This is a genomic window from Colwellia sp. BRX8-5 (genome assembly GCF_014077325.1).
Classification (GTDB): domain Bacteria; phylum Pseudomonadota; class Gammaproteobacteria; order Enterobacterales; family Alteromonadaceae; genus Colwellia_A.
On the sequence record NZ_JACGVR010000005.1, the window covers coordinates 182068 to 208614 of the forward strand.

The 26547-nt window shown below is 38.1% G+C and carries 24 protein-coding genes; 12 read left to right on the forward strand and 12 right to left on the reverse strand.

Annotation, left to right across the window (positions count from 1 at the left end; genetic code table 11):
• The first annotated feature begins 58 nt into the window (after nucleotides 1-58).
• Together H4J62_RS05650 and H4J62_RS05655 are read left to right on the forward strand one after the other, a co-directional pair.
• On the forward strand, nucleotides 59-847 hold the full coding sequence (locus tag H4J62_RS05650) for a hypothetical protein (protein ID WP_182214352.1): 789 nt from the start codon (nucleotides 59-61) through the stop codon (nucleotides 845-847).
• 39 nt (nucleotides 848-886) lie between these two features.
• Entirely contained in the window at nucleotides 887-1753 is an 867-nt protein-coding gene (locus H4J62_RS05655) for a glucosaminidase domain-containing protein (protein ID WP_182214353.1), read from the forward strand.
• Between the two features lie 109 nt (nucleotides 1754-1862).
• Here H4J62_RS05655 and ttcA read toward each other — a convergent pair whose 3' ends face one another.
• The 11 genes from ttcA to ccoN all read right to left on the reverse strand — a co-directional run bounded on the left by ttcA (nucleotide 1863) and on the right by ccoN (nucleotide 12085).
• Nucleotides 1863-2825: a tRNA 2-thiocytidine(32) synthetase TtcA gene (ttcA, locus tag H4J62_RS05660; protein ID WP_182214355.1), complete on the reverse strand. Its 963-nt coding sequence runs from the start codon at nucleotides 2823-2825 to the stop codon at nucleotides 1863-1865.
• Between the two features lie 110 nt (nucleotides 2826-2935).
• Entirely contained in the window at nucleotides 2936-3862 is a 927-nt protein-coding gene (gene uspE, locus H4J62_RS05665; RefSeq protein ID WP_182214357.1) for a universal stress protein UspE, read from the reverse strand.
• A gap of 149 nt (nucleotides 3863-4011) precedes the next feature.
• Nucleotides 4012-4731, reverse strand: coding sequence for a fumarate/nitrate reduction transcriptional regulator Fnr (fnr, locus tag H4J62_RS05670; RefSeq protein ID WP_182214359.1), 720 nt, complete (start codon nucleotides 4729-4731; stop codon nucleotides 4012-4014).
• A 38-nt stretch (nucleotides 4732-4769) separates the two neighbouring features.
• The gene (locus tag H4J62_RS05675) at nucleotides 4770-5447 is read right to left on the reverse strand and encodes a sulfite exporter TauE/SafE family protein (RefSeq protein ID WP_259364981.1); all 678 of its coding nucleotides are present in this window, start codon (nucleotides 5445-5447) and stop codon (nucleotides 4770-4772) included.
• A 5-nt stretch (nucleotides 5448-5452) separates the two neighbouring features.
• Nucleotides 5453-5665, reverse strand: a complete 213-nt coding sequence (ccoS, locus tag H4J62_RS05680) for a cbb3-type cytochrome oxidase assembly protein CcoS (protein WP_182214361.1) — start codon at nucleotides 5663-5665, stop codon at nucleotides 5453-5455.
• 29 nt (nucleotides 5666-5694) lie between these two features.
• Nucleotides 5695-8103 carry a heavy metal translocating P-type ATPase gene (locus H4J62_RS05685; RefSeq protein ID WP_182214363.1) on the reverse strand — a complete coding sequence of 803 codons (2409 nt, stop codon included), beginning with the start codon at nucleotides 8101-8103 and terminating at the stop codon, nucleotides 5695-5697.
• Between the two features lie 89 nt (nucleotides 8104-8192).
• The gene (locus H4J62_RS05690; RefSeq protein ID WP_182214365.1) at nucleotides 8193-8687 is read right to left on the reverse strand and encodes a FixH family protein; all 495 of its coding nucleotides are present in this window, start codon (nucleotides 8685-8687) and stop codon (nucleotides 8193-8195) included.
• 163 nt (nucleotides 8688-8850) lie between these two features.
• The gene (gene ccoP, locus H4J62_RS05695; protein WP_182214367.1) at nucleotides 8851-9813 is read right to left on the reverse strand and encodes a cytochrome-c oxidase, cbb3-type subunit III; all 963 of its coding nucleotides are present in this window, start codon (nucleotides 9811-9813) and stop codon (nucleotides 8851-8853) included.
• Complete coding sequence (locus H4J62_RS05700; RefSeq protein ID WP_070377255.1) at nucleotides 9806-10000, reverse strand: CcoQ/FixQ family Cbb3-type cytochrome c oxidase assembly chaperone; 195 nt, start codon at nucleotides 9998-10000, stop codon at nucleotides 9806-9808. The genes ccoP and H4J62_RS05700 overlap by 8 nt, the downstream gene beginning before the upstream one ends.
• Before the next feature lie 5 nt (nucleotides 10001-10005).
• Entirely contained in the window at nucleotides 10006-10650 is a 645-nt protein-coding gene (gene ccoO, locus H4J62_RS05705; RefSeq protein WP_070376712.1) for a cytochrome-c oxidase, cbb3-type subunit II, read from the reverse strand.
• A 10-nt stretch (nucleotides 10651-10660) separates the two neighbouring features.
• Complete coding sequence (ccoN, locus tag H4J62_RS05710) at nucleotides 10661-12085, reverse strand: cytochrome-c oxidase, cbb3-type subunit I (RefSeq protein WP_182214369.1); 1425 nt, start codon at nucleotides 12083-12085, stop codon at nucleotides 10661-10663.
• A 330-nt stretch (nucleotides 12086-12415) separates the two neighbouring features.
• Between ccoN and H4J62_RS05715 the strand changes: the two genes are divergently transcribed.
• Together H4J62_RS05715 and H4J62_RS05720 are read left to right on the forward strand one after the other, a co-directional pair.
• Nucleotides 12416-12826 carry a hypothetical protein gene (locus H4J62_RS05715; protein ID WP_182214371.1) on the forward strand — a complete coding sequence of 137 codons (411 nt, stop codon included), beginning with the start codon at nucleotides 12416-12418 and terminating at the stop codon, nucleotides 12824-12826.
• A gap of 54 nt (nucleotides 12827-12880) precedes the next feature.
• Nucleotides 12881-13501, forward strand: a complete 621-nt coding sequence (locus tag H4J62_RS05720) for a LysE family translocator (RefSeq protein ID WP_182214373.1) — start codon at nucleotides 12881-12883, stop codon at nucleotides 13499-13501.
• Nucleotides 13502-13605: 104 nt separating this feature from the next.
• Here the strand turns inward: H4J62_RS05720 and H4J62_RS05725 are convergent, their stop codons facing one another.
• Entirely contained in the window at nucleotides 13606-14640 is a 1035-nt protein-coding gene (locus H4J62_RS05725) for a succinylglutamate desuccinylase/aspartoacylase family protein (protein ID WP_182214375.1), read from the reverse strand.
• A 252-nt stretch (nucleotides 14641-14892) separates the two neighbouring features.
• Here H4J62_RS05725 and H4J62_RS05730 point away from each other — a divergent pair, with 252 nt between their 5' ends.
• The 8 genes from H4J62_RS05730 (at nucleotide 14893) to H4J62_RS05765 (ending at nucleotide 26449) form a co-directional block, all read left to right on the forward strand.
• Nucleotides 14893-15246 carry a hypothetical protein gene (locus tag H4J62_RS05730; RefSeq protein WP_182214376.1) on the forward strand — a complete coding sequence of 118 codons (354 nt, stop codon included), beginning with the start codon at nucleotides 14893-14895 and terminating at the stop codon, nucleotides 15244-15246.
• Nucleotides 15247-15347: 101 nt separating this feature from the next.
• Nucleotides 15348-18848, forward strand: a complete 3501-nt coding sequence (recC, locus tag H4J62_RS05735; protein ID WP_259364875.1) for an exodeoxyribonuclease V subunit gamma — start codon at nucleotides 15348-15350, stop codon at nucleotides 18846-18848.
• A complete protein-coding gene (recB, locus tag H4J62_RS05740) occupies nucleotides 18845-22411 on the forward strand; it encodes an exodeoxyribonuclease V subunit beta (RefSeq protein ID WP_182214379.1) in 3567 nt (1188 codons plus the stop codon). The genes recC and recB overlap by 4 nt, the downstream gene beginning before the upstream one ends.
• Nucleotides 22412-22415: 4 nt before the next feature.
• Nucleotides 22416-24371, forward strand: a complete 1956-nt coding sequence (gene recD, locus H4J62_RS05745; protein ID WP_182214381.1) for an exodeoxyribonuclease V subunit alpha — start codon at nucleotides 22416-22418, stop codon at nucleotides 24369-24371.
• Nucleotides 24372-24450: 79 nt separating this feature from the next.
• Nucleotides 24451-25017: a DUF3087 family protein gene (locus H4J62_RS05750; RefSeq protein ID WP_182214383.1), complete on the forward strand. Its 567-nt coding sequence runs from the start codon at nucleotides 24451-24453 to the stop codon at nucleotides 25015-25017.
• A gap of 70 nt (nucleotides 25018-25087) precedes the next feature.
• On the forward strand, nucleotides 25088-25357 hold the full coding sequence (locus H4J62_RS05755) for a DUF5062 family protein (protein WP_070376721.1): 270 nt from the start codon (nucleotides 25088-25090) through the stop codon (nucleotides 25355-25357).
• Between the two features lie 72 nt (nucleotides 25358-25429).
• A complete protein-coding gene (locus H4J62_RS05760) occupies nucleotides 25430-25600 on the forward strand; it encodes a DUF2986 domain-containing protein (RefSeq protein WP_070376722.1) in 171 nt (56 codons plus the stop codon).
• A gap of 9 nt (nucleotides 25601-25609) precedes the next feature.
• On the forward strand, nucleotides 25610-26449 hold the full coding sequence (locus H4J62_RS05765; RefSeq protein WP_083278094.1) for a hypothetical protein: 840 nt from the start codon (nucleotides 25610-25612) through the stop codon (nucleotides 26447-26449).
• The last annotated feature ends 98 nt before the right edge of the window (nucleotides 26450-26547 follow it).

Genomic DNA, 26547 nt, shown 5'->3' on the forward strand with positions numbered 1-26547 from the left:
CCAATATCAAATCAACTTGCTATAATGTTGAAAAATTTACACAAAGGTAGTCATTTTCGTGGATGAAAAAAAAGTAGTACAAATTGGTGGTAGCATAGAAAAGTCTTTGCAGGGTGAATATACTATTGACGTTTCTTCGGTATTAAAAGAGGCGTGGCAATTAACACTTCGCTCGCGAATCGCTATTAATTTAGGATTACTTTTTACGCTTATTTTGGGGATTGTTGTTTCATTTTTGATCAGTAATACCATGGGTGGTATTGAACAAGTGATTAAAGACCCACAATCAACAACATTATTAAATATTGTTGTCACTATGGTTATCTATCCTTTTTTAGTTGGTGTCGAGATGATGGGCGTTTTTCATGCCGTTGGTTTAAAAACCAATAGTAAATTAATTTTTGCTTTCTTAAAACGAGGCAGTTGGGTTGCTGTTTGTGCGCTGTTAACGTCAGTATTAATAACTTTAGGTATGAGTTTATTTGTTTTTCCAGGTATTTATTTAGCGGTCGCCTTGTCATTAGTACTGCCGCTTGTAGTAGATAAAAAATTATCACCGATAAAAGCTATCACCTTGAGTTTACAAGTTACACGTTTTCAGTGGTTTAAGTTACTCGCTATTTATAGCTTACTCTTTTTAACTTTATTTTTATCTTTAATCCCCTTAGCCATTCTTGCTAAAACACAATTTTCAGTGATTGGTGTTATGCTTTTCTTAGTCGCATTAACATTTATAGCGCCGCTATTTTATAATGTTAAAGGCATTTTATATCGAGAAATTTTTGGCATGCAGTTACAAGCGACGGATGTACCCGCTCAGCAAACGAGTGATACATTTTCAGCGTAAAGCTCTGTGCAAAACCTTATTGTTAACAAAAAGGCTACTATGATCATTCAATATTTGATGAGAACTGTGTTAATAAGTGTATTTTTTCTTGCGCTTATTGCGCCCTTCACTTTTTTAGCGCCAACTTTTGAACTTCCCACGCCGGAAGTAACAAACGTTGTTATCGTTCCTGTGGTCAAGGCGAAAGTAAAAGTGGTTGAGCAACCGCTTCATAACGTTAAGATCCCAAACTTTGCTTCTATAAGCGATGTTAAAACGAAAAAACGTCAGTTTTTCCGTTATATTTATCCAGCAATAGCGCAAGAGAATAGCAATATTCTTATGTTAAGGGCAGAAGTCTCCTTGATGATAGAAACACTTTTCCTCGAGGAAAATCTTTTAGCAGATCAACAAGCTTTGCTTGAGCGATTAATTAAGAAATATAAAGTTAATCAAAAACACTCGCCGCTACAGCAACTTAATGAATTATTGTTGCGTATTGATATTGTGCCTGTTGAACTAGTATTAGTGCAGGCAGCCAATGAATCAGCTTGGGGCACTTCTCGTTTTGCTCGAGTTGGTTTAAACTTTTTTGGTATGTGGTGCTATAAAAAGGGTTGTGGCATGGTGCCAAGAGGAAGAGATGACGGTGCTAAACATGAAGTAGCGGCATTTAATAGTTTAGAGCATGCGGTACAGCGTTATTTACACAATATTAATACAAATCATGCTTATGGTGTTTTTCGTTCAATTAGAGGGCAGTTACGCGCTCAAGAACAACCACTATCGCCACAAATCTTAGCAACAGGATTACTGCGTTATTCTATTAGAGGCACTGATTATGTCTTAGAAATAACAGAAATGATCCGCCATAATAAAGTGTATTTTGATAAAATATTGTCGAAGCCAAAACCTAAGGTTATTTAGGCTCGGCTTATTGTATTACGCGTCAGATAATGATGGCGAGCGATAACATTCATTCTTTTAACTGGTGTTGTTATCGCGCTTAGATACTTGGTATTAATTAAGGTAGATTCTACTTTATTTCTATAATATTCAAACTGTTACTTAATGAAAGTTTGGCTTTTGAATTGTCTTCAATATTGACGTTGTTTGTTAATTGAGCGGCAATAATAGGTTCATCATCAAAAGCGATATCGCCACCATTGATAATGCCTGAATCAGCGTTAATCCCTTTAAAATCAAAAAGTTCACTGTCACACAAATGTGATGGAACCACATTGCGAATGGCAGTAAACATAGATTCAATTCGTCCTGGATGATTAACATTCCAGTCCTGTAACATTTTCTTAATGTTTTGACGTTGTAAATTAGGTTGAGAGCCACATAAATTACAAGGAATAATTGGGAACGCTTTTAGTTGTGCATATTGGATGAGTTCTGCTTCTTTACAAAAAGCTAACGGTCTAATGACGACATGCTCACCATTATCAGAGACCAATTTTGCTGGCATTGATTTTAATTTACCGCCATAAAACATATTTAGCATCAGTGTTTCAACCATGTCATCACGATGATGGCCTAGTGCAATTTTAGTTGCGCCTATTTCTGCCGCGACCTTGTATAAAATAGCTCTGCGTAAACGAGAGCATAAACTGCAGGTGGTCTTCCCCTCAGGTATTTTATCTTTAACAATAGAGTAGGTATCTTCTTGCGCAATTTTATATTCAACACCTAAAGCTTCTAAGTATTCGGGAAGGATATGCTCAGGAAAACCGGGTTGTTTTTGATCAAGATTAACGGCAACGATATCAAAATGAATGGGCGCTGATTCTTTTAACAACATTAAAATAGCCAGTAGGGCGTAACTGTCTTTGCCACCCGATAAGCACACCATTATTTTATCGCCATCTTCTATCATATTATATTGCGCGATAGCTTGGCCAACATGTCGTCTTAAGCGCTTCTCAAGTTTACTCAGCTGTATTTTTTGGCTGGGTGTTAAAGATGTTATTGGTGTCGCTGATTGAGCGCTCATAGTGTTTCCTAGAGATATTTGAAATAAAAAGTATGAATTTTACCGCGCGTAGTATAGCAAAAAGCCAAGGAAATCCTCGGCTTTTTAATGGATATTTACATATTTCAATATTAAGCTAATGGCGAGAGGTAACCATCAGGTTTTATCGCTAAGACATCACAGTTAAGGCGGTCAATGACATGCTCTGCAGTATTACCAATAAGTGCCGCTGAAATCCCCGTTCGACCAATAGTACCTAACACAACTAATTCAGCATCAACGTGCTTAGAAATACTTTGAATAACATCTTCAGGTAAACCTTCTTTAACATGGGTATTTTTAAGCGGAATATTAAAGCTATTAGCATGGTCTTTCATCGCACTTTTGTGATGATTAAACATAGTGTCGTTATATTCAGAGGCGTTAAACTCTGGAATTTCAATGGCAATATTTACTGGCGTACCTGGATAAGAATTCACCAAATGAACATTGGCTTTAATCAGTGAAGAAAACACTATTGATTCTTGGGTTAACTTATTATTAAGCGCTTTGTGCTCATCATCATCGCTACCGATATTGAGTGCGGTAAGTAAATTACCATTGCTTGGCCAGCTATGGTCTTTAACCAGTAATACTGGGCAGGGACATTTCCTTAATATATGCCAATCTGTTGGCGTAAAAATAACCGACTTTAGCTTGTCATGTTGATGGGTGCCTTTGATGACAATATCGAAGTTTTCAGCCAGTACTTTTTTTATGATCTTTTCAAATGGGCGATTATGCCAAATAATACAGGTATCTATGGTTATGTCTTGGTGATCAGTTTCTGAAATCTTTTCGTCTAACCATAGTTTACGATCATTAATAACCGATTGACGCATTGCTTCTCGCTCGTCGCCAGAAAGCATGGTGGTCATTTCATAAGATAAATCATAAATGGTTAAAAATGCAGTGATCTGTCCGCCACTATGTCGTGCTAATTCAATCGCACGTTTCAACGCTTTTTGATTTTCAGTGGTTGGATCAATAACGGCTAATATTTTTTTATACTTATCCATAATATTTACTCCCTAGTTATTAAATAATATTAATAATAGACCATAATTAATAGATATTATTTGCTTTAAATCATAATATTTCAATAAAAAAAATGCTTAACATCTTTAATGTTAAGCATTTATCTATAATTATTTAAAAAAGCGATAAACTACAGTGAAGCACACTCGTTAAGTTTATCCATATTAAGTATTGTGATGAGTTTTCCATCAACTGTGATTAATTCATTTTTTTGAAAACGATTTAATAATCTACTGATGGTTTCAACCGTTAAACCAATATAATTACCTATGTCACTTCGCGTCATCGTTAGGCGAAAATCTGTTAGTGACATACCCCGTGCATGATAGCGACTGGCTAAGGTTGAAATAAAAGTTGCTAAGCGTTGTTCAGCATTTTTGCGGTTAAGTAGCGTTAACATTTCTTGATCTGAGCGGATTTCGGAACTCATCATGCGAAGAATTTGTTTTTTCAACTTAGGCATCGTATTCGATAATGAATCTAAAGTATTGTAAGGTATCTCACAGACCATAGATGTTTCTAAGGCTTTTGCAAAACTAGGATGCTCTGACTCAGCAATAGCATCAAAACCTAATAAATCACCCGCTAAATGAAAACCGGTAATTTGTTCTTCACCTTGTTCATTAACCGTAAATGTTTTGAATGTTCCAGAGCGAATAGCGTATAAAGCTTGCATTTTGTCGCCATCTTGGAAAATTTGTTCGCCTTTATGAATAGGGCGTTTACGGTCAATAATGCTGTCTAGTGTATCGAGTTCTTTATCATTTAAAGAGAAAGGTAAACACAGCTCGCTGATACTACAGTTTTGACAATGAATATGTTGAGATGTAGAACATGGCTTTTTATACATATTAACCTAAATGAGTTATCCCTAATTTATCGATCATATTAAAACAATTGCTTATATGCAAACATTAAACTGTATATTCCGTATGAAATTATCATTAGCGCCATTATTTTCTTGAATTTCGTGTTTGTTACCAACGACTTTATACCAAAAGAGCCAAGTGAAAGACTTAACAAGGCTGGTAAAGTACCTAAACCAAAACTGGTCATAATTAGGGCGCCACTGAGAGCACTTCCACTGGCTAAGGACCAAGTTAATGTTGAGTAGACTAAACCACAAGGTAACCATCCCCAGACTGCTCCTAATGCTAGCGCTTGTTTAGCATTATTAATGGGAATAAACCTTTTACTTAACGGGGATAGATAGCGCCAAAGGAACTTACCCATTTTTTCAACTTTTGATAGCCACATTAACCATTGGCCTAAATACAAGCCTAATAAAATTAAAAATACCGCTGCAAATAACCGTAAAAAACCTAATGGAACGCCAATATTCTTTATTGCAATAGAACTACTAAATCCAACGATTGCCCCAATTAAGCTATAAGAAAAAATTCGGCCAACATTATATGCACCGACCAGCTTAAATTTATCGCTGCCTTTTTGTTGCGGTGATATAGCAGATGTTAACATCGTTGTTATACCACCGCACATACCGATACAATGTCCCGAACCTAACAAGCCGATGATGAATGCCGATAAATAATCTATACTCAACATGGCTGTTATTTACTACCCGTATCATTTTTAGCTGTATTTTCGCTATGGGTTTCAGTGGACTTTTTGGTGGTAGTGTTTTCATCTTCATCAAACAAGATACTCATACCTTGTTTCTCTAAATCATCAAATTGTTCAGTTTTTACTGCCCAAAAAAATAAATAAATGGCGATAGAGGTTAGGATTATCGCTATGGGGATCAAAATATAAATAATGCTCATGGTCTTTATGCTCTATTATAAGTTTGCGTTTACTTTTTTAATAAACGTAACGAGTTAGTGATAACCAATATCGAACTTGCAGACATACCTATAACCGCCATATAGGGAGTAATGTAGCCTGAGACGGCAAGGGGCAATACGATAGCATTATAACCGAATGCCCAAAAATAATTTTGCCAAATAATGCGACGAGTTTTATTGGCGACCTGTCTTAATGTTGTTATCGACTTTAAACGATTATTGAGTAAGATAACATCGGCACCACTTTTAGCTATATCGGTGCCACTCCCCATAGCAATCGAGACATGGGCTGCGCCGAATACTGGCGTATCATTGACACCATCGCCGACCATAGCAACGGTTGAGTTTTTAGGCTGATTTTTTATTATCGCCATCTTATTAGCCGCAGTCAAAGTACTATGTATCTCGTCTAAATGTAGCAATGCCTGAACTTTTTCACAGCCAGCAGGGTTATCACCCGATAGCATGATGGTATAAATATTACTTTTCTTTAAGTCATCTAACAGCGTTTGGGCATCATTGCGAATTTCATCACTTAAGTAAAAAGCAGCGACTAATTGGTTGTCTGCTACTAATAGGCAAGAAGCCGTCGCAAATTCTGCCAACATACTTGATTCGCTAAGCAACCAATTAGGTTTACCGATTTGAAAGTATTGACCGTTCACTTTCCCTTGAATACCAGCACCAGATTTAATTTCAACGGCTTGAGTATGGTAGGAGTAATCACGAAATGCTTTAAACGGTTTGGCTAAAGGGTGCTCAGAATAAGACTCGAGCGCTGCTGCTATAGCTAAAACCTGCTGCTTGCTATAGTTAAGCTTTTCATTATTAAAGCGCTTTATTTCATTAATAGAAAAATCACCAGAAGTTAAGGTACCTGTTTTATCAAAAGCAATAGTGGTTAATTTTGGTAATGTTTCCATAACATGTGCAGATTTGATCATGATACCTTCACGGTTTAAGCGTGTGGTCGCACAGGTTAACGCTGTGGGGGTTGCCAGTGACAATGCGCAAGGGCAGGTAGCAACGAGTACCGATAAGGTGATCCAAAAAGCTTCTTCAGGTAAATGCTGTTGCCAATAAAATGCAGTGCCTATAGCGGTTAGTAAAATAACCGCAACAAAGTATTGAGCGATTTTATCTGATAATTTTGCTAATTTGGGTTTATGCGCCTGAGATGATTCACTTAATCTGATCAGTTGGCTTAAAAAAGAATGTTCACTGGCTTGTTTAACTTCAACGTTGATATTACCGTCACCATTTATAGTGCCTGCAAAGACAGTATCGCCTATTGATTTATTTAAGGGTAACTGCTCACCCGACAACATCGCTTCGTTCAGTTGGCTGCTGCCTGTAATTATTGTGCCATCAGCGGGAACCACTTCGCCTGGTTTTATGAGTACAATATCGAGAGGACGAAGTTTTTTTGCTGGTAGTATGACTTCTTTTTCTGTTCCTTTATCATCAATGAGTTTTGTCGCTATCATCGGCATTAACTTAAGCAAGTTAGCCGAGACTTCCGCGGCGCGACTTCTTGCTCTAAATTCTAAAAATTTACCAATAAGTAGTAAAAAAGTGAACATCGATACTGATTCAAAATAGACTTCACCTTGCTGAGTGATTGTTGCCCAAGCACTGGCCGAAAATGCCAGTGAAATCGCTATAGCAACAGGAACATCCATAGATAAACGCTTCACTTTTAAAGCATTAATAGCTCCCTTGTAGAAGGGTAATGCGCCATAGGTGACAATAGGTAAGGTCAAAAATAAGCTCGCATAGCGTAAATAGATTAAGTTGTACTCATCCATGCCAGAAAAGGCGCCAAAGTATAAGCCAAAAGCGATCATCATGACTTGCATCATTAAAATACCAGAGATACCTAGGCGTTTAATATAATTATTACTTTGGGTTTTGTTAAGTTTTTCGGCGGTACTCGCTTTAAAAGGGAGGGCTTGGTAACCAATATTGCTGATATGATTAATCAGCTCACTAAGTTGTACTTCACTATTATTCCATCGAACAGTTGCACGTTGTGTCGTGGCATTTACATTAATTTTAATTAAGCCGTTTATCTTGATAAGTTGCATTTCGATAAGCCACGCACATGCCGCGCAGCTTATACCGTCAATCGTTAAAATTGCTTCGTTATATTCATCATTTTTATAAGTAAATTCACTTTGTAGGCTGTCATCATCAAGTAACTTATTACGTTGTAACTGCTCAGGAACCAGAGGCTCACCTTTTAGTGCGGGAGCTGTTCTAAAACGATAATATTCACCTAAACCGTTATCAATAATCGCTTGAGCAACACTTTGACATCCAATACAGCACATCGGCTGCATGGTATTCTCAATTTTTATTGATAAATCTAACCCATTAGGAACAATTTCACTGCAGTGATAACAAAGTGTTTTCATATGTTGAGGCCAAGCAAATAATTGGTTTTTATAGAGGTGTTGCTTAGGTGAGGTTAATCAACACCTAAGCTAATAGAGACTATTGGCGCTTAGTTAGCTTCTCTAACATTAGGAATAATATCGATAAATTCACTTTGAGGTAAGAAAATAGTATTTTGAATTTTCCAGTGATTCTCAAAAGGCGTTATGGTTAAGCGCCATTTTCCCTTTACTGGTTCATCAAAGACATGCCTAAAATAGCCATTACCGTCAGGCGTGAGTGCTAAATAGAAATCTCTATCAGCAAGAGTCGGGTGATAAAAATTAAGATTTAACACCGGGAATACTTTATCAATACCGGTAGGTTTGATAATTAATTCGTTATCTTGCAGTTTTAATGCAAAGCGCATCCCTAATTTTTGGGCAAGCTTTACTTTAGAGACTTCTAGGTTAATTGCTTTACCTTTTTTATAGTAATCACCAACGACTAATGGATCGGGATTATGGTTAGCAATAAAGTAAGTCGAAATACCAGCAACAACAGCGGTAGCGGGGAGAATAAAAACGAACCAAGCCCAAGGCTCTTTATACCAAGATGTTTTCATATTAAAAATTCAGTCGGTGAAAGTGCGCGTATTATACGACTTTTTTCTATTGGGAACTATTAAAAAACCAACAATTTACTCACTATTCTTGGCTTGGAAGATATAAAAAAACCTTGCGGTAATAATACCGCAAGGCTGATATATTGAGACTAATTAAACGCAGTTATTTTTGCGATAAACTATACACATATGCACTAACAAGATGTATTTTTTGTTCACCTAAAATATCTTTCCATGCGGGCATTACACCAGCTCGACCATTTTTAATAGATGACTCAACGGCACGTGGAGAGCCGCCATACAACCAGATGTTGTCAGTTAAGTTCGGCGCTCCTAAAGGAATACCCATAGCTAAACTACCTTTACCGTCAGCACCATGGCAACTTGCGCACAGAGCGAACTTTTCTTTACCGGCAGCAGCACTGGCAACGTCAACTTCACGACCACTTAAACTCAGTACATAGGCGGCAACATCTTTAACGCCTTGATCACCTAATGCTGAGCCCCAAGCGATCATACCGTTAGCATTACGACCATATAGAAGTGTATGCTTAATCGATTGTGGGTCTCCGCCGTATAACCAGTCTTTATCGGTTAGGTTAGGGAAACCGGTAGTACCACTTGCATTTGAACCATGACACTGAGAACAATTTTGTAAATATAGGCGTTGACCTACTTTTAACGCTTCTTCATCAGTGGCTAAGTCTTCAATGGTGCGTGCAGCATAGGCATCAAAAATTGGACCATATTTTAAATCGGCGGCTTCAATTTCACGGTCATACTGTACTAAATAACCATTTTCTTTTGCGGCGATTATCTGCGCTTTAGATTCAGCAAGATTCAAAATTCCTTGGTTAGAGCTTTTCCAACCAATAAATCCAGTCCAATTACCTAAACCATAGAGTGCTAAATAACCAAAAGCCCAAATGATAGTTAATAAGAAGAATGTACTCCACCATTGCGGCAGTGGATTATTCAATTCTTCGATGCCATCGAAGGTGTGTCCCATTGACTCACCTTCAGGAACACCTGCAAAGTTCTTTAAACAATAGCGAAGTAGTAAAAAACAACCGACTAAAGTTCCTAGGGTTAAAACCCAAACCCATATATTCCAGAAGCTAGACATTTTTATTAGTCTCCTGTTTGCCATTCACGTCATTAAGCTCAGTCTTTTCTTTATCTTCTTCGAAGATAGAGTTTGCAGCTTCATCAAAAGCGCTTTTACGCTTTTTAGAATAAGACCAAACCACAATAATAATAAATAGTGCCAATATTAATAAAGCTATTAACCCTCTGAGGGTGCCATAATCCATCATCATTATTTCAACGCATGACCGAGAGATTGCAAATAAGCAATAAGAGCTTCCATTTCCGTTTTATCTTTAACCGCGTCTTTAGCACCGGCTAAATCTGCAGCTGAATATAACGGGATACGATTACCTTGTTCATCTTTATGGCTGCGATTGCGCGTTAAGAAATTAAAAGTAGCTAATTTCTTCTCGGTTAATTCGCCATCTAACTTGTTTTCAGCTAACCAGCTAAACGAAGGCATATTCGACTCTGGAACCACTGAACGAGGGTCAAGTAAATGCGCACGATGCCAATCGTCACTATAACGACCACCAACACGAGCTAAGTCAGGACCGGTACGTTTAGAACCCCACAAGAATGGATGTTCCCATACGCCTTCACCAGCAACTGAATAGTGCCCGTATCGCTCAGTTTCAGCGCGAAAAGGACGTATCATTTGGCTATGACATACATTACAACCTTCACGGATATAAATATCACGACCTTCCATTTCTAAAGCGGTGTAAGGTCTGAGATTGTCAACAGGTGTTGTCGTTGCTTTTTGAAAAAACAACGGTGTTATTTCAACTAGGCCGCCAATACTTATCGCGAGAATAGTGAAAATAGCAAACAAACCAACATTTGTTTCAAATTTTTCATGTTTATTTTTCATCGTCAGCCTCCTAATCTATGGCAACGGGCTTAAGACTTTCGTCTTCAGCATAGATAGTTTTGAACATGTTGTAAGCCATCAATAAGAAACCAGCAACAACTAATACACCACCAACGAAACGGATAAAGTAGAATGGGTATGATGCCGTTAAACTTTCAACAAAGCTGTAAGTTAGCGTACCATCGGTGTTAACCGCTCTCCACATTAACCCTTGCATGACACCTGAAATCCACATAGCAACTATATATAAAACAATACCTGTTGTGTGTAACCAGAAATGCACATTGATCAACTTAATACTGTACATGCGACCTTGATTAAATAGCACTGGAATTAAATGGTACATAGCACCAATTGACACCATAGCAACCCAGCCTAAAGCACCAGAATGCACATGACCAATGGTCCAGTCAGTGTAATGAGAAAGTGCATTTACAGATTTAATTGCCATCATAGGACCTTCAAAGGTAGACATACCGTAGAAAGACAATGAAACAATTAAGAAGCGAAGAATCGGGTCATGGCGAAGTTTATGCCATGCGCCAGAAAGCGTCATAATACCGTTAATCATACCACCCCAAGAAGGCAGGAATAACACGATAGACATTACCATACCAACAGACTGAGCCCAATCTGGCAGTGCAGTGTAATGCAAGTGATGTGGGCCAGCCCAAATGTATAAAGAAACTAATGCCCAAAAATGCACAATAGATAAACGATAAGAATAAACTGGACGTTCAGCTTGTTTGGGTACGAAGTAATACATCATACCTAGGAAACCAGCGGTTAATAGGAAGCCAACGGCATTATGTCCATACCACCACTGCATCATTGCATCGATAGCACCTGAGTAGATAGAGTAAGACTTCATCATAGAAACAGGAATTACCATTGAATTACCAATGTGTAATACCGCAACAGTTAGTATAAAGCCACCAAAGAACCAGTTAGCAACATAAATATGCGAGGTTTTACGTTTAACGAGTGTCCCAAAGAAAACGATGGCGTAACTTATCCATACAATGGCAATTAAAATGTCAACGGGCCATTCTAATTCAGCATATTCTTTACTTGATGTGTAGCCCATAGGAAGCGTGATAACAGCGAGCACAATAACTGCTTGCCAGCCCCAAAAGGTAAATGAAGCAAGTTTGCCGCCAAATAATGTTGTTTTACAGGTTCTTTGAACCACATAATAAGAGGTAGCAAATAAGGCACTTGTACCAAATGCAAAAATAACTGCATTAGTGTGAAGTGGACGAAGACGGGAGTAGGTCAACCAAGGTGTTTCGAAATTCAACGCAGGCCAAATTAATTGAGCTGCAATTAGAACACCAACGAGGGTACCGACAATTCCCCATATTACTGTCATAACAGTAAATTGACGTACAACATCAAAATTGTAGTCTACTGATGACGCATTACTTTGAGACATGTTATGGTTTCCGCAGTTATAATTGTTAACGTAAAACGATTTTTTATGATTAAAAAAACTAAGCGCCAATGATAAGTTACAATTGAAAATATAAATTTCATTTAGCGATAAAAAATCTCCCGTATATAGTAATAATTTTGCATCGAAAAGTCATTAGAATATGCAGTAATTTTGTTGTAGATCAATAATATTTAAAAGCTTAGTACGATTAATGTACATAAAGCACCAAAGAGAGACTGTCCTATTAATAATTTTAATTACAAAAGGCTATTTATTGCTTTTTTTTTAGTCAGCATTGTCAGCTGTGACGTCCAAGAAAAATCTCAACAAGTGAGTTTGCCATTTCAGTGTTTAACTTCGCAAAGCATCTGTGAAGTTAAAACCATTTTTGGCAGGATGTTAGTTAAGTTTAATGTTGGAAAAGTGCTAACAGAACACCCTTTTGATATACGGGTTGAACTTAAAAAAGATCATCTGCTTAAGGATAACTTTTCCGCTGAAGATTCGTATAGTGTCGTTGGCTACATGGAAGGAAAAACAATGTTTATGGGTAAAATTCCCTTATCTTTTACTGAGGACATCACCACAGAGAAAAATTATTTTGTTGCAGAAACAATGTTAGGTAGCTGCTCTGAAGATAATATGGTTTGGCGGTTATGGTTAACAGTAGAAAAAAAATCAGCGAATAATGATAAAGAACAAACAAGTTTTTTTATCGATTTTCAGTCGAGTCGCTTTTAGTTCAATTATATCTTCTGATAAGCTACGCCAAATTTTACTTAGATAGTTACCCTGATGATTGATTACACCACTTTAGTTATATTCATACCAACATTCTTCTTTGTTAGTATTACCCCTGGAATGTGTATGACATTAGCCCTAACACTCGGCATGAGTATTGGTGTAAAAAGAACCTTGTGGATGATGCTAGGAGAACTCATTGGCGTTGCTGCAGTGGCTATTGCAGCGGTTGTTGGTGTTGCTTCAGTCATGCTTAAATATCCCGATGTCTTTGCTGTAGTAAAATATATCGGCGGAGCCTATTTGGTTTATGTTGGTGTACAAATGTGGTTGTCAAAGGGGCGAATGTCGCTAAGCAGTGCCCAAGAGCCTGCGAATATAGGGCGACTTACCTTATTTAATCAAGGCTTGTTTACCGCTATTTCAAATCCTAAAGGGTGGGCATTTATGGTTTCACTCCTACCACCGTTTATTAATACTCAATTGGCAATAACTCCTCAGTTAATGGTTTTAGTTGCTGTGATTATGGTTTCAGAGTTTACTTGTATGATGTTATATGCAAGTGGTGGTAAAACGCTGAGAATTTTCCTCTCGAAGGGAGATAACGTCAAACTTATGAATCGAATAGCAGGAACACTTATGGCCGGGGTAGGGGTTTGGTTAGCACTAAGTTAATCCTTGTTAAAAAGAGCATCATCATTTTTAGCCCTATTTACTAGGGCACTGTTATTATTATCCAGCTCATAATAAACGTTATCTTTTACTCTTTGGGCCGTTGACTAAACTTTTATCACGTAAAATAAGCAATCATTTAAAGCGATGTTTTTATTTTCAGTTGCCATAAAAATGCGTAAATCAACGGCACAGGTTAAAATGTTTTTACGACAGCTAAAATGATCATCAATCACATTATTTCCATGCTCGTCAATGAGAACAAAATTATCAAGTCCTTTGTCATCAACCCAGCCTAACATTTGATCTTTTCGAGAAATACCATAGTTAAGTTGTTCAATATTTGATTTTATACAAACACCACTAAAGCCTTCATCGTGATCACCATAAGTTAAAGGGGTGTGTGGTTTTAACTCTAAACGTAATGGTCGATAAATAATATCAACCGCTCTATTTTGTTGGAAGGTTTTAGCTTGTTTATTTAAGGTCAGCTGCTTTAAACCTTGGTAAGCAACATGATGAGACTGTTCGTCCTTGCTACCGCCACATTTTACCGTGATCATTGGGCAATCAAACTTTCGTTCCATTAATGTTCCCAATTGTAAGCCTGATAATATAAGGGTCTGGCAAAAATAAGACGTTATTGATAACACCTCAGGCGTTATCATCGGTGCTATAGCAAACGCAGGTCCAGACCCTGCACAATTATGCAAGTCAACAAGAAGTTCTGGATTAACCTCTTTTATGGCTTTCTCTATCAGTAAAGCTCGTTGACAAAAGCCACAATCTGGAATTTTATCACCAGAAAAACAGCGATTAATATCTTTACCGCCATCAAGATAACGACGACTAAATAACGGCGAAATATTAGCGGCCTCAACCGAGCAAATAATAAAGCGGACATTGGTTGTTGGCAAAGGTAGTTGCTCATTAGCCGTTAACCAACGATGCATGGCAATTAACCCTGAAGGTTCATTGCCATGTAATAGTGTGGTAAATACCCGACATTTATCTTGATCACTGCCGGTAATATCAATCACTGTAGGCCCGGTCAATGTCATTAAAAACTGTATATAATCGGCTTTTAGTAAAAGAGAACCTGGATTTTTTAAATAGGTGATTTCATCAAAATCTATGTCCATTAGCGATTTCCAATATCCTGTTTGTGTAAGTGGTAGTCATTAAAGATACTTAACTTTGTCAGCAAAGTGTCTCTCTAAGGCGGTACAATGAATTAGCATGTCACAACTTGGGGTAAGTCTTTGTTGATTAGGGTCAATAATGATGAGAAAAGCATGAATTATTTTTATGAAAAGTGTTTATTTAAGACAAACTAATAAAAGTTACTCGTTTATATGTTTGTCGAAAGAAAATTTTTCAACTAACCTTAATTTATGACTTCATTTGAGTATTTGGCTATGGGACATTTTCATATACCGAGTAAATCGAATTTTGACATGGCAAAGTTTGCCGCGGTGATCAGTTACTTTACCGTTATTGGTTGGTGTATTGCGATACTGCTATATAGTGGTAATCGGTCAAGTTTTTCTACTTTTCATTTAAAACAATCTTTAGGCCTAGTATTAACTTTTACGCTTTTGTCCTTTATTCCTCTTATTGGCTGGGCAGCGAGTGTTTTTGTATTTATTATCTGGTTGATGGCTATCTATTATGCAATATTAGGTGAAAAATATTCGGTGCCTTTTTTAGGTGAATATTTTCAAAGACATCTAGACTTTATTCAATAAAACTAGCTGTTTCACCACAATAACTTAGCTGATTTTTATAGCTTTATTGGTATTGTTATGCTTAAATTTAGGCAGAAAATATTGCACCTAAGGCCTTCATATTGTTCTATCTTTATCCTGCTAATAAAATGGAAAATTTATTAGCACTTCTCGATAAAATCCAACAGGTTTCACCACTTCCTATTTTCAGCCAAGAAATGATTGTTGTGCAAAATGCCGGTATGCAGCATTGGCTTAATATGTCGTTAGCCCAACAACGCGGCATCAGCATGAATATCAGTTATGCCTTGCCGTCACAGTTTTTATGGAAACTGGTCAGAAGCATGGCAAGTGATGAAGATGTTCCCGATCAATCGCCATTCTCTCGTGAAGTACTTTCATGGCGAATAGATCAGTTACTCGCTAGTGCAGTTGTTATACAAGACCCTGATTTTTCCAGTGCAAGCCAATACTGGTTAGGGGCCGCTACTGATGAAGATGACTTAGCCAATAGATCTGTTGGCGAATCTGAAAAAATAAAGCAAGACAACCCAAGAGTATTTACCGAACAGCAAACCTTGAAACGCTATCAACTTGCTTGTCAATTAGCTGATTTATATGAGCAATATTTGATATTTAGGCCGCAGTGGATTAATGATTGGCATCAAGGTAAGAGCAGCCAAAGTTTTGTTAATAAAGAACAAGCGTTAGCCGTTGAAAAATGGCAAGCAAAATTATGGCAATTGTTAACGCAAGAGCAAAGTTATAACCCGCTTGAGTTAGTCAATAAAGCCATTGAAAATATTGTTAGCAAAAAGCACTTATTGCCACCGCGCTTATCTTTTTTTGGTATCAATGCGATGGCGCCAATGTGGTTATCGTTTATTGAAGCGATAAGTGAACATCTTGATGTACATTTTTTCCATCTTAATCCCTGTTTTGATTATTGGGGCGATATACAATCAGAAAAACAAGCGATTAATCTACTCTCAAAATGGGTCGTCGGGCACGATGATATTACCGTAAATGTTGGTAACCCTTTGTTAGCTAATTTAGGTCAGCAGGGCCGCGAGTTTATGGCCTTGCTTAACGATTATTCAACGGTAAATATTGAAGTTTTTGATGCGGTTGAACATAGTGATGGAGCAGAAAATATTTCGGTTTTGCAGCAAGTTCAACAAGACATTTTAACGTTAACTGATCAAAGAAGCACCGCCAAAAACCAACAAGACAACTCGATTGTTTTTTCTAGCGCACACAGCGCATTACGTGAAGTACAAGGCTTGCACGACTGGTTACTGCATCAGTTTAATGATGATAAAACCTTAACTCCTAAAGATGTATTAGTGATGTGCCCACAAGTTGAACAATATGCCCCTTATGTTAGTGCTGTATTTGCACGAGGCTGGCAAGACTTAGCGGATAAAATCCCGCCATTACCTTGTTCTATTGCCGACCGGGTAAGCAAAGATGCAGAGCCCGTTGTCGCCGCTTTTACCCAATTACTGAGCTTACCCGATAGTCGTTTTCAAGTTTCCCAAATCATTGGCATGTTACGTTTACCTGCCATGCAAAATAAATTTTCAATCAGTCTTGAAGAGCTAGACAAAATGTCTGCTTGGCTTGAACAAGCTTGTGTGCATTGGGGCGTTGACCAGCAACATAAGCAAGAGGTCTTGCATAGCCTCGAAGTTAATAATGCTTTTACCTGGCAACAAGGTTTGTCGCGATTAATGCGTGGCTTTGCTTTTTCTGACCGTTCAATATATGTAGATGAACAACTGTATTTACCAAATGTCGAGGGCAACGATGCCATTTTACTGGGTAAGTTAATGTTGATTATCGAGCAATTACAGCATTTTTCCCAACAACTTGGCCAAGATAAATCAGCCAATCAGTGGCAACAATTTTTATTAACGATGTTAAATAGTCTTTTTGAAGTAACCGACGAAATGGCCTTTAACGTTATTGACCAAGCGATCGGCTCTTTGGCCGAATACTGTCAACATGCCAATTATCAGCCCAATATCAGTTTGAGTGTGGTACGTGACTTTCTGACAAATCATTTTAGTCAGCCCGATCCTGGTCGGCAATTTATGGTTGGGCAAATAACCTTTTGCTCGATGTTACCGATGCGCAGTATTCCCTTTAAAGTGATTGCTATTTTAGGCTTGAACGATGGCGAATTTCCTCGACAACGCCAACCGCTAGGTTTTGATCTTATGGCGAGTAGTAAAAGCGAGTTGGGTGATAGATCGCGCCGTGGTGACGACAGATACTTGTTTTTAGAAGCCATTATATCGGCGCGACAGTCATTATATTTAAGCTATCAAGGCCGTAATATTCGCAATAATAATGAAAAGCAGCCATCGGTTGTCTTGAAAGAATTGATGGAATATTTAGAAGCAGGCTATGGCTGGCAGTTACATAATGCTGAGGCTGGCAATGGCTGGCAGTTACATAATGCTGAGGCTGGCAATGACGAAAATGGTAATGGTGATCGATCTTCAGATATTAAACAATTACCCATGCAAGCATTCAGCGAGCATAACTATTTAGGCAAATTTAAAAGCTTTGACCCTAATTGGTTGAAACTTAAATCAGCTAAAAAAATCCAACAAAGCGATGCTTTATTGTTACCACTTTCGATCATTGTTGATGATGATCCTCAAGTTGTCGATATTAATGAACTGATCCGCTTTTTTCAGCATCCGGCAAAAGCCTTTGCTCAACTACACTTGCAGTTGTTCTTTGAAAGCCACGAAACACAACTTGATGATACTGAACCATTCAGTGAAAACTTCTTGCAGAGTTATTTGTTACGTCAACAGCTGTTAGCGCTTTATCTCGTGGGTAGCAGCGAAGATGAGATTTCTTCTGCGGTAAGTGCGGCAGGGGTGAGCGGCGTTTTTCCTGATTTACCCAGTACCCATGATAGTCTAGAGCGCTGGCGTGATGACAGTGAAACCTTTAGTGAATTCATTCAAAGTCAAAGCCAATTAACCAACGACAGCTTACCGATAACGTTTATCAATACCGAGCTTGATGTGGTACTTACCGATAACAGTCATTTTACCCTCAGTGCTAATTTCCCGGTGCAAGCGGACAGCTTAATGTTTTATCGCAGCTCTTCGGCAAAAGGCAAAGACTTGTTTGGCCTTTATCTACATCAAATTATTATGCAGTGCTGGCAAGCAAATACCTCGAACTTAAATGCGGCTCATTTAACCGAAGAGCAAAATATGCTTGCGCAGGTGAATGTCACTAAAGGTTTTTATTTTGATATTAAAAATCAAAAACCAACACAGTACCGTTTTAGTAAAATAGACAATGCCCAGGAACAACTCGCTTTTATTGTTGAGACCTATCTTAAAGGGCAACAGCAAGCTTTATTACTTAATACTGAATTGATTGAAAAATTCTTTAAAGCTAAAGCCTTTGCGCAAAGTAGTTTTGAAAAACTATGGTCTGACAGTGGCAGTATGCTTAGCGTGGTAAAACCCCTAGGACAAGACCCTTATATGCATTATTTCTGGCAGCAATGTCCTGAATTTTCCGAGTACCAATCAACATTCACCGCACTTTATCAACCGATGTGGCAAGCTCAGGAGCAAATAAAATGAAGATGAATAATCTTATTGCTCACCAGATCCCATTGCAGGGTAAGCACTTAATTGAAGCCAGTGCCGGTACCGGTAAAACCTTTAATATCACCCGCTTGTATTTACGGCTATTACTCGAAAAGCAATTGCCTGTTGAGCAAATACTGGTTATGACCTTTACCAAAGATGCGACCGAAGAGCTACGTGGCCGTATCGATAGTTTTATTCGCCAAGCGCTTAACCATTGGGACGAGTTAATTGTCAGCGATGAGTTCTTTAGCGCGATAAGTCAGCACATTGATGAAAAGTCGGCAAAGATACGTTTGCGCCAAGCATTGTTATATTTAGATGAAGCGGCAATATTAACCATACATGGCTTTTGTAAACGGGTGTTAAGCCAACATGCCTTTGCTAGTGGTGTGGCCTTTAACGCGCAAATGGAAACTAATTGCCAAGATTTAGTGCTACAAGCTTGCCAAGATTGGTATCGAGTATTGGCAAAAGATAGCCCTGAACACTTTAAGCAAGTGATGCAGTTTTGGCCAAATCCGTTAAACTTTCTCAGTCAATTCTCTAAAGCTATTAGTAAACATAATGCGCTTGATGTCGTCAATGTTACTGCAATAGAGCAGTTATTTACCGAATTAGTACAGCAAGCGGTTTATAACCTCGAGAACAATCTACCACTGCTGACTCAGTACCTTATTGATGTTAAAAAAGGCAGTGAACGTGAAAAACGTCAACAAGAGCTTGACTCATTAATACAATGGTTACATCGACTTGCTGAAGATCTGCGTGTTGCTGATGAAAAAATGCCAGATGGTTTTATTGATGGCAAGCGTTACGCGCGCTCGGTGGGTAAAATTGAACTGTTAGCGGTATTTGAACCCGTAAAAATGGTTAAAGCTGAATTGAAATCCCTGGCTAAAAAAATTGAAAAAGCCAAGGCACTGGTCATTGTCCGCGAAGGTATTTATCAAATACGCGCCAATATCACAGAACAAAAAAGCACCACCAATATTTTAAGTTTTGACGATCTTATTTCAACCTTGGCCAATTGCTTACAAGCGAAAAGCAGTAACGCACAAGTCCTAGCACAAACCCTATTTGAACAATATCCGGTGGCGTTAGTTGATGAATTCCAAGATACCGATCCCTTACAATTCTCGATACTAGAAGCCATATATTATCACCAAAGTACGGCCGCTTTATACATGATAGGCGACCCCAAGCAAGCGATTTATGGTTTTCGAGGGGGCGATGTTTTTGCATATTTATCTGCCCGAAAAGATTGTGACCAACAGTGGTTAATGGATACGAATTGGCGGTCAACACCAGCAATGATCGCTGGCTATAACCGCTTATTTTATGGCGAAGCGATCACCGATAAAGTTGATGTTACTCAAGGGAATAGTCGGGTGTTTGGTTACGATATTCCCTATATTCCAGTAAAAGCTTCACCGCCAGCACTTATTAAATATAAAGCAATTACCGATAACGCCTTACAATTTGTGCATTTTGTTGATGAAGAAGCAAAAAAATCGGTTGCTCAAAGTTTTCGCCCAGTGATGGCCACTTGGTGTGCCAATGAAATTATCAATTTACTTGCCGCGCCTACTAACAAAAATAACCATAAATTAAGCTCAAAAGATATTGCTATTTTAGTGCGTGATGGCGCTGAAGCACGTGATATAAAACAAGCGTTAGAACAGGCTAATTTAGCGTCAGTCTTTATGAGTAATCGCGCTAACTTAATGAAAAGTGAGCAAACAGAGCAATTGATACAGCTGCTAAAAGGGATCTTGTTTGTTGAAAATGAACGCTACTTTAGTGCTGCCATTGCCTGTGATTTACTCGACTATCACCCTGAAAAATATCGTGAATTACAAGAAAATGAACTTGCTTGGCAAGCATTGAAATTTGATTTTGAGCAACTACGTAATGAATGGTTGTATAAAGGTTTTATTTCGATGGCATTAAAATTAATGCATGATCATTTTTGTATCGCCGATGAAAACCAAGATCGCATTTTAACCAATTTATTGCATTTATTTGAAATACTGCAAACGGCCAGTCAACGCCACCGTCAACCACAAGAATTACTTTATTGGCTTGAACAACAAAGTCGGGTTGACGACCCTGAAATTGAAGCCGAGTTACGTCTAGAAAGTGATGATAATTTAATACGCATTATTACCCAGCATGGCTCAAAAGGTTTAGAATATCCGGTGGTGTTTGTTCCTTTTGCCACCCGTCATAAAGACCCACTTAAGTTCGGTGCAAGCTCGGTGACCTTTATTGAGTATCATGATGAAAACCACCAGCTCAAATTAAGTTTAGATGGCTCTGACCATGCTAAGGAGTCAATGGCCAATGAGGCTTACGCTGAAGCGATTCGGCTATTATACGTTGCGGTAACCCGAGCAGAAAAACGTTGTTATATCTTAACAACCGCTTTTGATAAAGCCGAGCATTCGCCACTGGGTAGAGCGTTAAAGTGGCAAAGTCAGCAAGATATTGAAGAAAACTTACGCCAACTGGTTAATGATGAACCTAACAACATCAGTTTAGTGACCCTATCATCATTAGAAAACGCCAGTGAGCTTATTGCTCAACAAGCGCCATTAGCTGAAGTTAGTGATAAAACCGGCCAAGTTGCTCAATTTAACGGTAAAATAGAACGCGATTGGTGGCTAAGTTCATTTTCAGCCTTAAGTCGAAATTTACGTCACGGCGGTGTATCTTCGCCTGATCGAGATAACCCACTCGAAAAAAATAGCATGACTGAGCTTCAATCTAGTGCAATGCAAGCGAGTAGTTTATTACGCTTTAATTTAGCAAAAGGAGCTCATACGGGTAATTTATTGCACGATATTTTAGAACATACCGATTTTAATGCCCCCGACTGGCAAGAAGCTATGCATTGGCCCTTGCAAAAGTACGGAGAATTAACTGCGGGTTATCAAGCTGAAGATCTGCAGAGTTGGTTAGCGCAAATGATTAATTCGCCGTTGGGTGATAGCGCATTAGAGATTGATAATAGCGAGCCCTTTAGCTTAGCTGACTTAAAGCAAACAAAAACACTGCGAGAAAGTGAATTTTATTATCCAATGTGCTCAGCGAGTACTGATAAATTAACCCAGATATTGTCGAAACATCGTAATACGCATAGTCAATCAACACAGCAATCAATTGTTCGTTTACCGGCATACCAGCAGCTAAAAGGTATGATGCACGGCTTTATTGATTTGATTTTTGAGCATAATAATAAATATTATATCTGTGATTATAAGTCCAGCCACTTAGGCAATGATTTTAGTGACTATAACCAGCAAGCAATGAAAGAGAATATTGAAAAAAATCACTATGACTTACAATACTTGATTTATGCGTTAGCCTTGCACCGTTATTTAAGTCACAGCTTAGATAATTACGACGTAGAACAGCATTTTGGCGGCACTTACTATTTATATTTACGGGGTATGACTGACCAAGTTGAACACATTAATTGTGGTGTTTACTATCGAAAAATCGAGGCGCACGAACTTGCCGCACTTGATCAATTGTTTTTAGGAGTTGAATAAGCATATGGCAGTGTTATATAAGCAGTTCAGTCATGCTCAACAGCAGCTTAATAATATTGAAGCGGTTGACTACTTTTTTGCAAAAGAAATTCAACAAAGCCTAGTTAATCGCGACAAGCATAACAATAATGACAACCAACAACTTTTTCACTTACTGATTGCCCTCAGTGAAAGCCTTAGGGCAGGCCATAGTTGCTTACCTTTAGCCACCATCGCGAGTACACGTTTTGGTTATAGCTGCGATAAACAAGGTATTGTTACTCATAACGGTTTTACCTTTGCTGAGCAACCACAGCTAGTCAGCTTATGTGAACAGTTGTCTATTATGGCTGATGATAACCATGCTATTGTTTTTTATGAAAATAACCTGTATTTACGTCGTTATTACCATTTTGAGCAAGAGTTACTGACTTTTATTTCAGCAAAAAGTGCTCAAGCCAAGGATTCTAATGTACAAACATTTGACGCCGTTGATATTAAAAACTGTTTAGCAACACTCTTTCCACAGCAAAAGTCAGCAGATGATAACGATGAAATAGATTGGCAAATGGTTGCGGTCGCCAATGCCATTAATAAAAAATTCAGTATTATCGCTGGCGGGCCAGGCACAGGTAAAACCTATACGGTGACTAAGTTGTTAGCAGCTTTGGTGATGTTAAACTCAAGCTCAAATGAAAAGCCCAATGCAGACTTAAAGATAGCCTTGGTAGCGCCAACGGGTAAAGCGGCTCAGCGTTTATCTGAATCAGTCACTAATGCTTTGCAAGGATTTACAGGACAAATAAGCGCAGCGGTTTTATCAAAAATACCGCAAGAGGCACAAACGCTGCATCGACTCTTAGGTGTTATTCCTAACAGTGTTAACTTTCGCCATCACCAAGACAATTTACTGAATATTGATGTGCTGTTAATTGACGAAGTGTCAATGGTCGATTTGGCGTTAATGGTAAGAGTTTTTAGAGCTTTACCTAGCCATTGCCAAATCATACTTTTAGGCGACGCTGATCAACTGCCGTCCGTTGCTGCTGGTAGCGTACTTAACGATTTAGCACCTAAGCCTCATCGTGGCTACAGCCCCGAGAATCATCAATATTTAAGCCAAGTCAGCCAATGTGCAAACTTACCTCAGTGGAAAAAGTCGCCAAAATCATCAGGGTTGACCCTAGCCGCAGATCACGTGGTGTTTCTTGACAAAAGTAGACGTTTTGATGGTGAAGGTGGGATCGGAAAAATAGCGAGCCATGTTATTAATGGTCGCTTTAGCGAAAGTTGGCAATTATTAACAGAAAAACCAGTTATAGATAATAATCACCAAGACGTGCCTCAGTCTGGGAATACCTTATGCTTACTCGAAGGTAAAACTAGTTCTTGGTTAACGGCATTCGTCAGTGAGTATTACGCGCCCATTTTCGCGCAAAAAACAGTGTCTGCTGCCTTTAAACAATTACAAAAATTTCGTATCTTATGCGCAACACGTGTTGGTGAGCAGGGGGTTGAGTCGTTAAACGAACAAGTACAAAATATACTGATTAAACGCGGTGATATTAATGCTTTTGAGACTCGTTATTGCGGGCAACCTATTATGATCAATGTTAATAATTATTCACTAGGTTTATACAACGGCGATATTGGTTTATTGTGGAAAAATGAGTCGGGCCATTTAATGGCTGTTTTTGAGCAAGCAGACAATGAATATAAGTGGGTGAATCCGGCGCGTTTACCTCAGCATGAAACCGTTTATGCGATGACCATTCATAAAACTCAAGGCAGTGAGTTCGAACATGTTGTGATGGTATTACCGGAACAAACTGATAATAAATTACTTTCTAGGGAATTAATGTATACCGCTATTACTCGGGCTAAGAAAAAACTGAGTATAGCTACCTTAGCGAATGTTTGGCGACAAGGAGTCACGACAAAAACAACACGCTATTCAGGTGTCGACCTCTATAAAAAATAAAGCTAGAGAATAGGGTTTACTGAAAGAAATTACGTTAGAATAACGTTTTAATTTTAGTAACCCATTAATAAGTTGTACCATGACGTTAAAAGACATAGATAAAAAAGCTTATCGCAGTAAGCTTAATCAAGTGATTGTTGGTTTTATTGTTACCTTCGCAATATTAGCCATTGCTTTTGGTGGTATATTGATTGCGGTATTTGCTGAGCCTTTAGCGCTTGATACCATGGCTCAAGCGAGTATGAATACCGCGATAGAGTCGGGCCAGCAAACTAGTAACTTTCGTTATAACTTTTTAGGCGTTATTCTGGCATTGTTAACGTGTGCAGGGATACTAAGACAATTAAAAAACACCCCCTTTTTTAATGAAATTTATTATGTTTGGCAACTTAAACAAACGCAAAATATTATTTATCGTCGTTTGAAAAAAATTAAACAAGCGAGTGTTAATGGTGATGTAAATGCCTTAATTATTTTGAAATTTTATTATGCTAGCCTAAAGCAACTTTATTTATTAGATGACAATACACTGACTATGTCGTCGTTAGAGGCTGATATTACTCATCTTGAGGGATTAATCACTCAACATGGAAAAGAAATTACTACCGAGCAGTTTACCAAAGTGTTACTTTCAAGCTATAAATAACGAATCGACCTTGATGGCAGTAAATTAAATGCCTTTTACTTTGATGTGAAGCCACAATAAAAGAAGCCCAATGAAAAAACCTAAAAAGTTAAAGAATGAAACCGCTTTATTAAAAAAAGCGATTGAAGTTGGCGAAAAATATGCGATGAACCGAGGTTATAATGGTTTTTCTGCCACCAATGCTTCAAAAGACAAAGTTGAAAGCTTGTACCGTCTATTGGTTAACGACAAGCTTATTCAAGCTTCGCCTGCTGATGGTGAAGACTTGCTTAGTATGAAACACCGATTAGCAATGTGGATAGCAAAGCAATTACCCGAAGACCATCCATTACTTAAGTAATAAATGCCTATTTTAATGATAGGGTCTGTGCGTTTAAATAACGCTTTATAAATTTAAATATAGAAAAATAAAATGAATCGTAAGAAAAAAATAAATGCCGCGTTAAAAAGTAAGCAGAAAAAAGCCAATGCTAAATTACATACCAGCAACAAGCCCCGTTATGTTTCAAAAGCTGAACGAGCACTTTTAGAAGGAAAAGAAGCGGCTGTTCAAACAACTGATGAACCGCAACTTACTGAGTAATTATTGGTTATGCTAGCTAAACTATTAAATATTATAAAACCGGCGAGTAAAATTGATGTAAGTGATGCCATTGACCAAGATAGTCATCAATGGATCCTCGATACTTTTTCTTGGGCGCTTACACATTTTGATGTTGCAGAGTTTAAAAACAATAGTCAGCTTGTATTACCTAATAATCAATTTTATCAAGGTAGTGTAACTAGTGTTCATGAAATGGCACTGAGTATTTTTAAACAAACAACCACCTATGCTGGTATGCAGCAGTGGCCCATTATATTGATCACACCAGAGCAGTTTTTTGCGGGTACTCAGCAAATAACCATTCCACCGTTTAATATGGTTGACCATTGTCGTGGTGACAATACGCCCTTTGCTAAATTAAGTGAAGAAGATACAGCGAAGCTCCAACAACAGCCGATCATGCTTTCTTATGGCGAAAATCAAGTTAATCAGCCACAAGATCTTATTTCGTCGATTGTACAAAACCTTGCGAATATCCTGATTGTTCAACAAGCTAGTTTACCACCAGGTGGCAAAGAGTTTATTCCTCAAGCCGTTGATGTTATCGCTTGTTTTATGGGCTTTGGTATTATATTTAGTAACACAGCTTATCAATTTAGAGGCGGCTGTGGCTCGTGTAATAATCCTAATGCAAACCGTCAGTCGGCATTGCCAGAAAATGAAACAGTGCATGCTTTAGCGCTATTTTGTTTGCTTAAAGCGATAAGACCTAACGCGGTAAAACCTCATTTAAAATCACATTTACGAAAACAATTTTCGCTTTCCTATCATGCTTTAACAAACACCATAAAAAATTCTCCGGATCCCGTTTTACTGTCTTTACTTTAATCAAGCTATGTTTATTAAAAATAAAAAAATTATTTTCACTAAATTCATGATTTATTAAATAAAAGCGTCTACAGTTATTTTTATTGGTTGGGCATTTT

What these genes read in the sequence shown, in the direction of transcription:
- H4J62_RS05655 (WP_182214353.1), top strand. Translation starts at nt 887, where the DNA reads ATGATCATTCAATATTTGATGAGAACTGTGTTAATAAGTGTATTTTTT.
- ttcA (WP_182214355.1), bottom strand. Translation starts at nt 2,825, where the DNA reads ATGAGCGCTCAATCAGCGACACCAATAACATCTTTAACACCCAGCCAA.
- uspE (WP_182214357.1), bottom strand. Translation starts at nt 3,862, where the DNA reads ATGGATAAGTATAAAAAAATATTAGCCGTTATTGATCCAACCACTGAA.
- fnr (WP_182214359.1), bottom strand. Translation starts at nt 4,731, where the DNA reads ATGTATAAAAAGCCATGTTCTACATCTCAACATATTCATTGTCAAAAC.
- H4J62_RS05675 (WP_259364981.1), bottom strand. Translation starts at nt 5,447, where the DNA reads ATGTTGAGTATAGATTATTTATCGGCATTCATCATCGGCTTGTTAGGT.
- ccoS (WP_182214361.1), bottom strand. Translation starts at nt 5,665, where the DNA reads ATGAGCATTATTTATATTTTGATCCCCATAGCGATAATCCTAACCTCT.
- H4J62_RS05685 (WP_182214363.1), bottom strand. Translation starts at nt 8,103, where the DNA reads ATGAAAACACTTTGTTATCACTGCAGTGAAATTGTTCCTAATGGGTTA.
- H4J62_RS05690 (WP_182214365.1), bottom strand. Translation starts at nt 8,687, where the DNA reads ATGAAAACATCTTGGTATAAAGAGCCTTGGGCTTGGTTCGTTTTTATT.
- ccoP (WP_182214367.1), bottom strand. Translation starts at nt 9,813, where the DNA reads ATGTCTAGCTTCTGGAATATATGGGTTTGGGTTTTAACCCTAGGAACT.
- H4J62_RS05700 (WP_070377255.1), bottom strand. Translation starts at nt 10,000, where the DNA reads ATGGATTATGGCACCCTCAGAGGGTTAATAGCTTTATTAATATTGGCA.
- ccoO (WP_070376712.1), bottom strand. Translation starts at nt 10,650, where the DNA reads ATGAAAAATAAACATGAAAAATTTGAAACAAATGTTGGTTTGTTTGCT.
- ccoN (WP_182214369.1), bottom strand. Translation starts at nt 12,085, where the DNA reads ATGTCTCAAAGTAATGCGTCATCAGTAGACTACAATTTTGATGTTGTA.
- H4J62_RS05720 (WP_182214373.1), top strand. Translation starts at nt 12,881, where the DNA reads ATGATTGATTACACCACTTTAGTTATATTCATACCAACATTCTTCTTT.
- H4J62_RS05725 (WP_182214375.1), bottom strand. Translation starts at nt 14,640, where the DNA reads ATGGACATAGATTTTGATGAAATCACCTATTTAAAAAATCCAGGTTCT.
- H4J62_RS05730 (WP_182214376.1), top strand. Translation starts at nt 14,893, where the DNA reads ATGACTTCATTTGAGTATTTGGCTATGGGACATTTTCATATACCGAGT.
- recB (WP_182214379.1), top strand. Translation starts at nt 18,845, where the DNA reads ATGAAGATGAATAATCTTATTGCTCACCAGATCCCATTGCAGGGTAAG.
- recD (WP_182214381.1), top strand. Translation starts at nt 22,416, where the DNA reads ATGGCAGTGTTATATAAGCAGTTCAGTCATGCTCAACAGCAGCTTAAT.
- H4J62_RS05750 (WP_182214383.1), top strand. Translation starts at nt 24,451, where the DNA reads ATGACGTTAAAAGACATAGATAAAAAAGCTTATCGCAGTAAGCTTAAT.
- H4J62_RS05755 (WP_070376721.1), top strand. Translation starts at nt 25,088, where the DNA reads ATGAAAAAACCTAAAAAGTTAAAGAATGAAACCGCTTTATTAAAAAAA.
- H4J62_RS05760 (WP_070376722.1), top strand. Translation starts at nt 25,430, where the DNA reads ATGAATCGTAAGAAAAAAATAAATGCCGCGTTAAAAAGTAAGCAGAAA.
- H4J62_RS05765 (WP_083278094.1), top strand. Translation starts at nt 25,610, where the DNA reads ATGCTAGCTAAACTATTAAATATTATAAAACCGGCGAGTAAAATTGAT.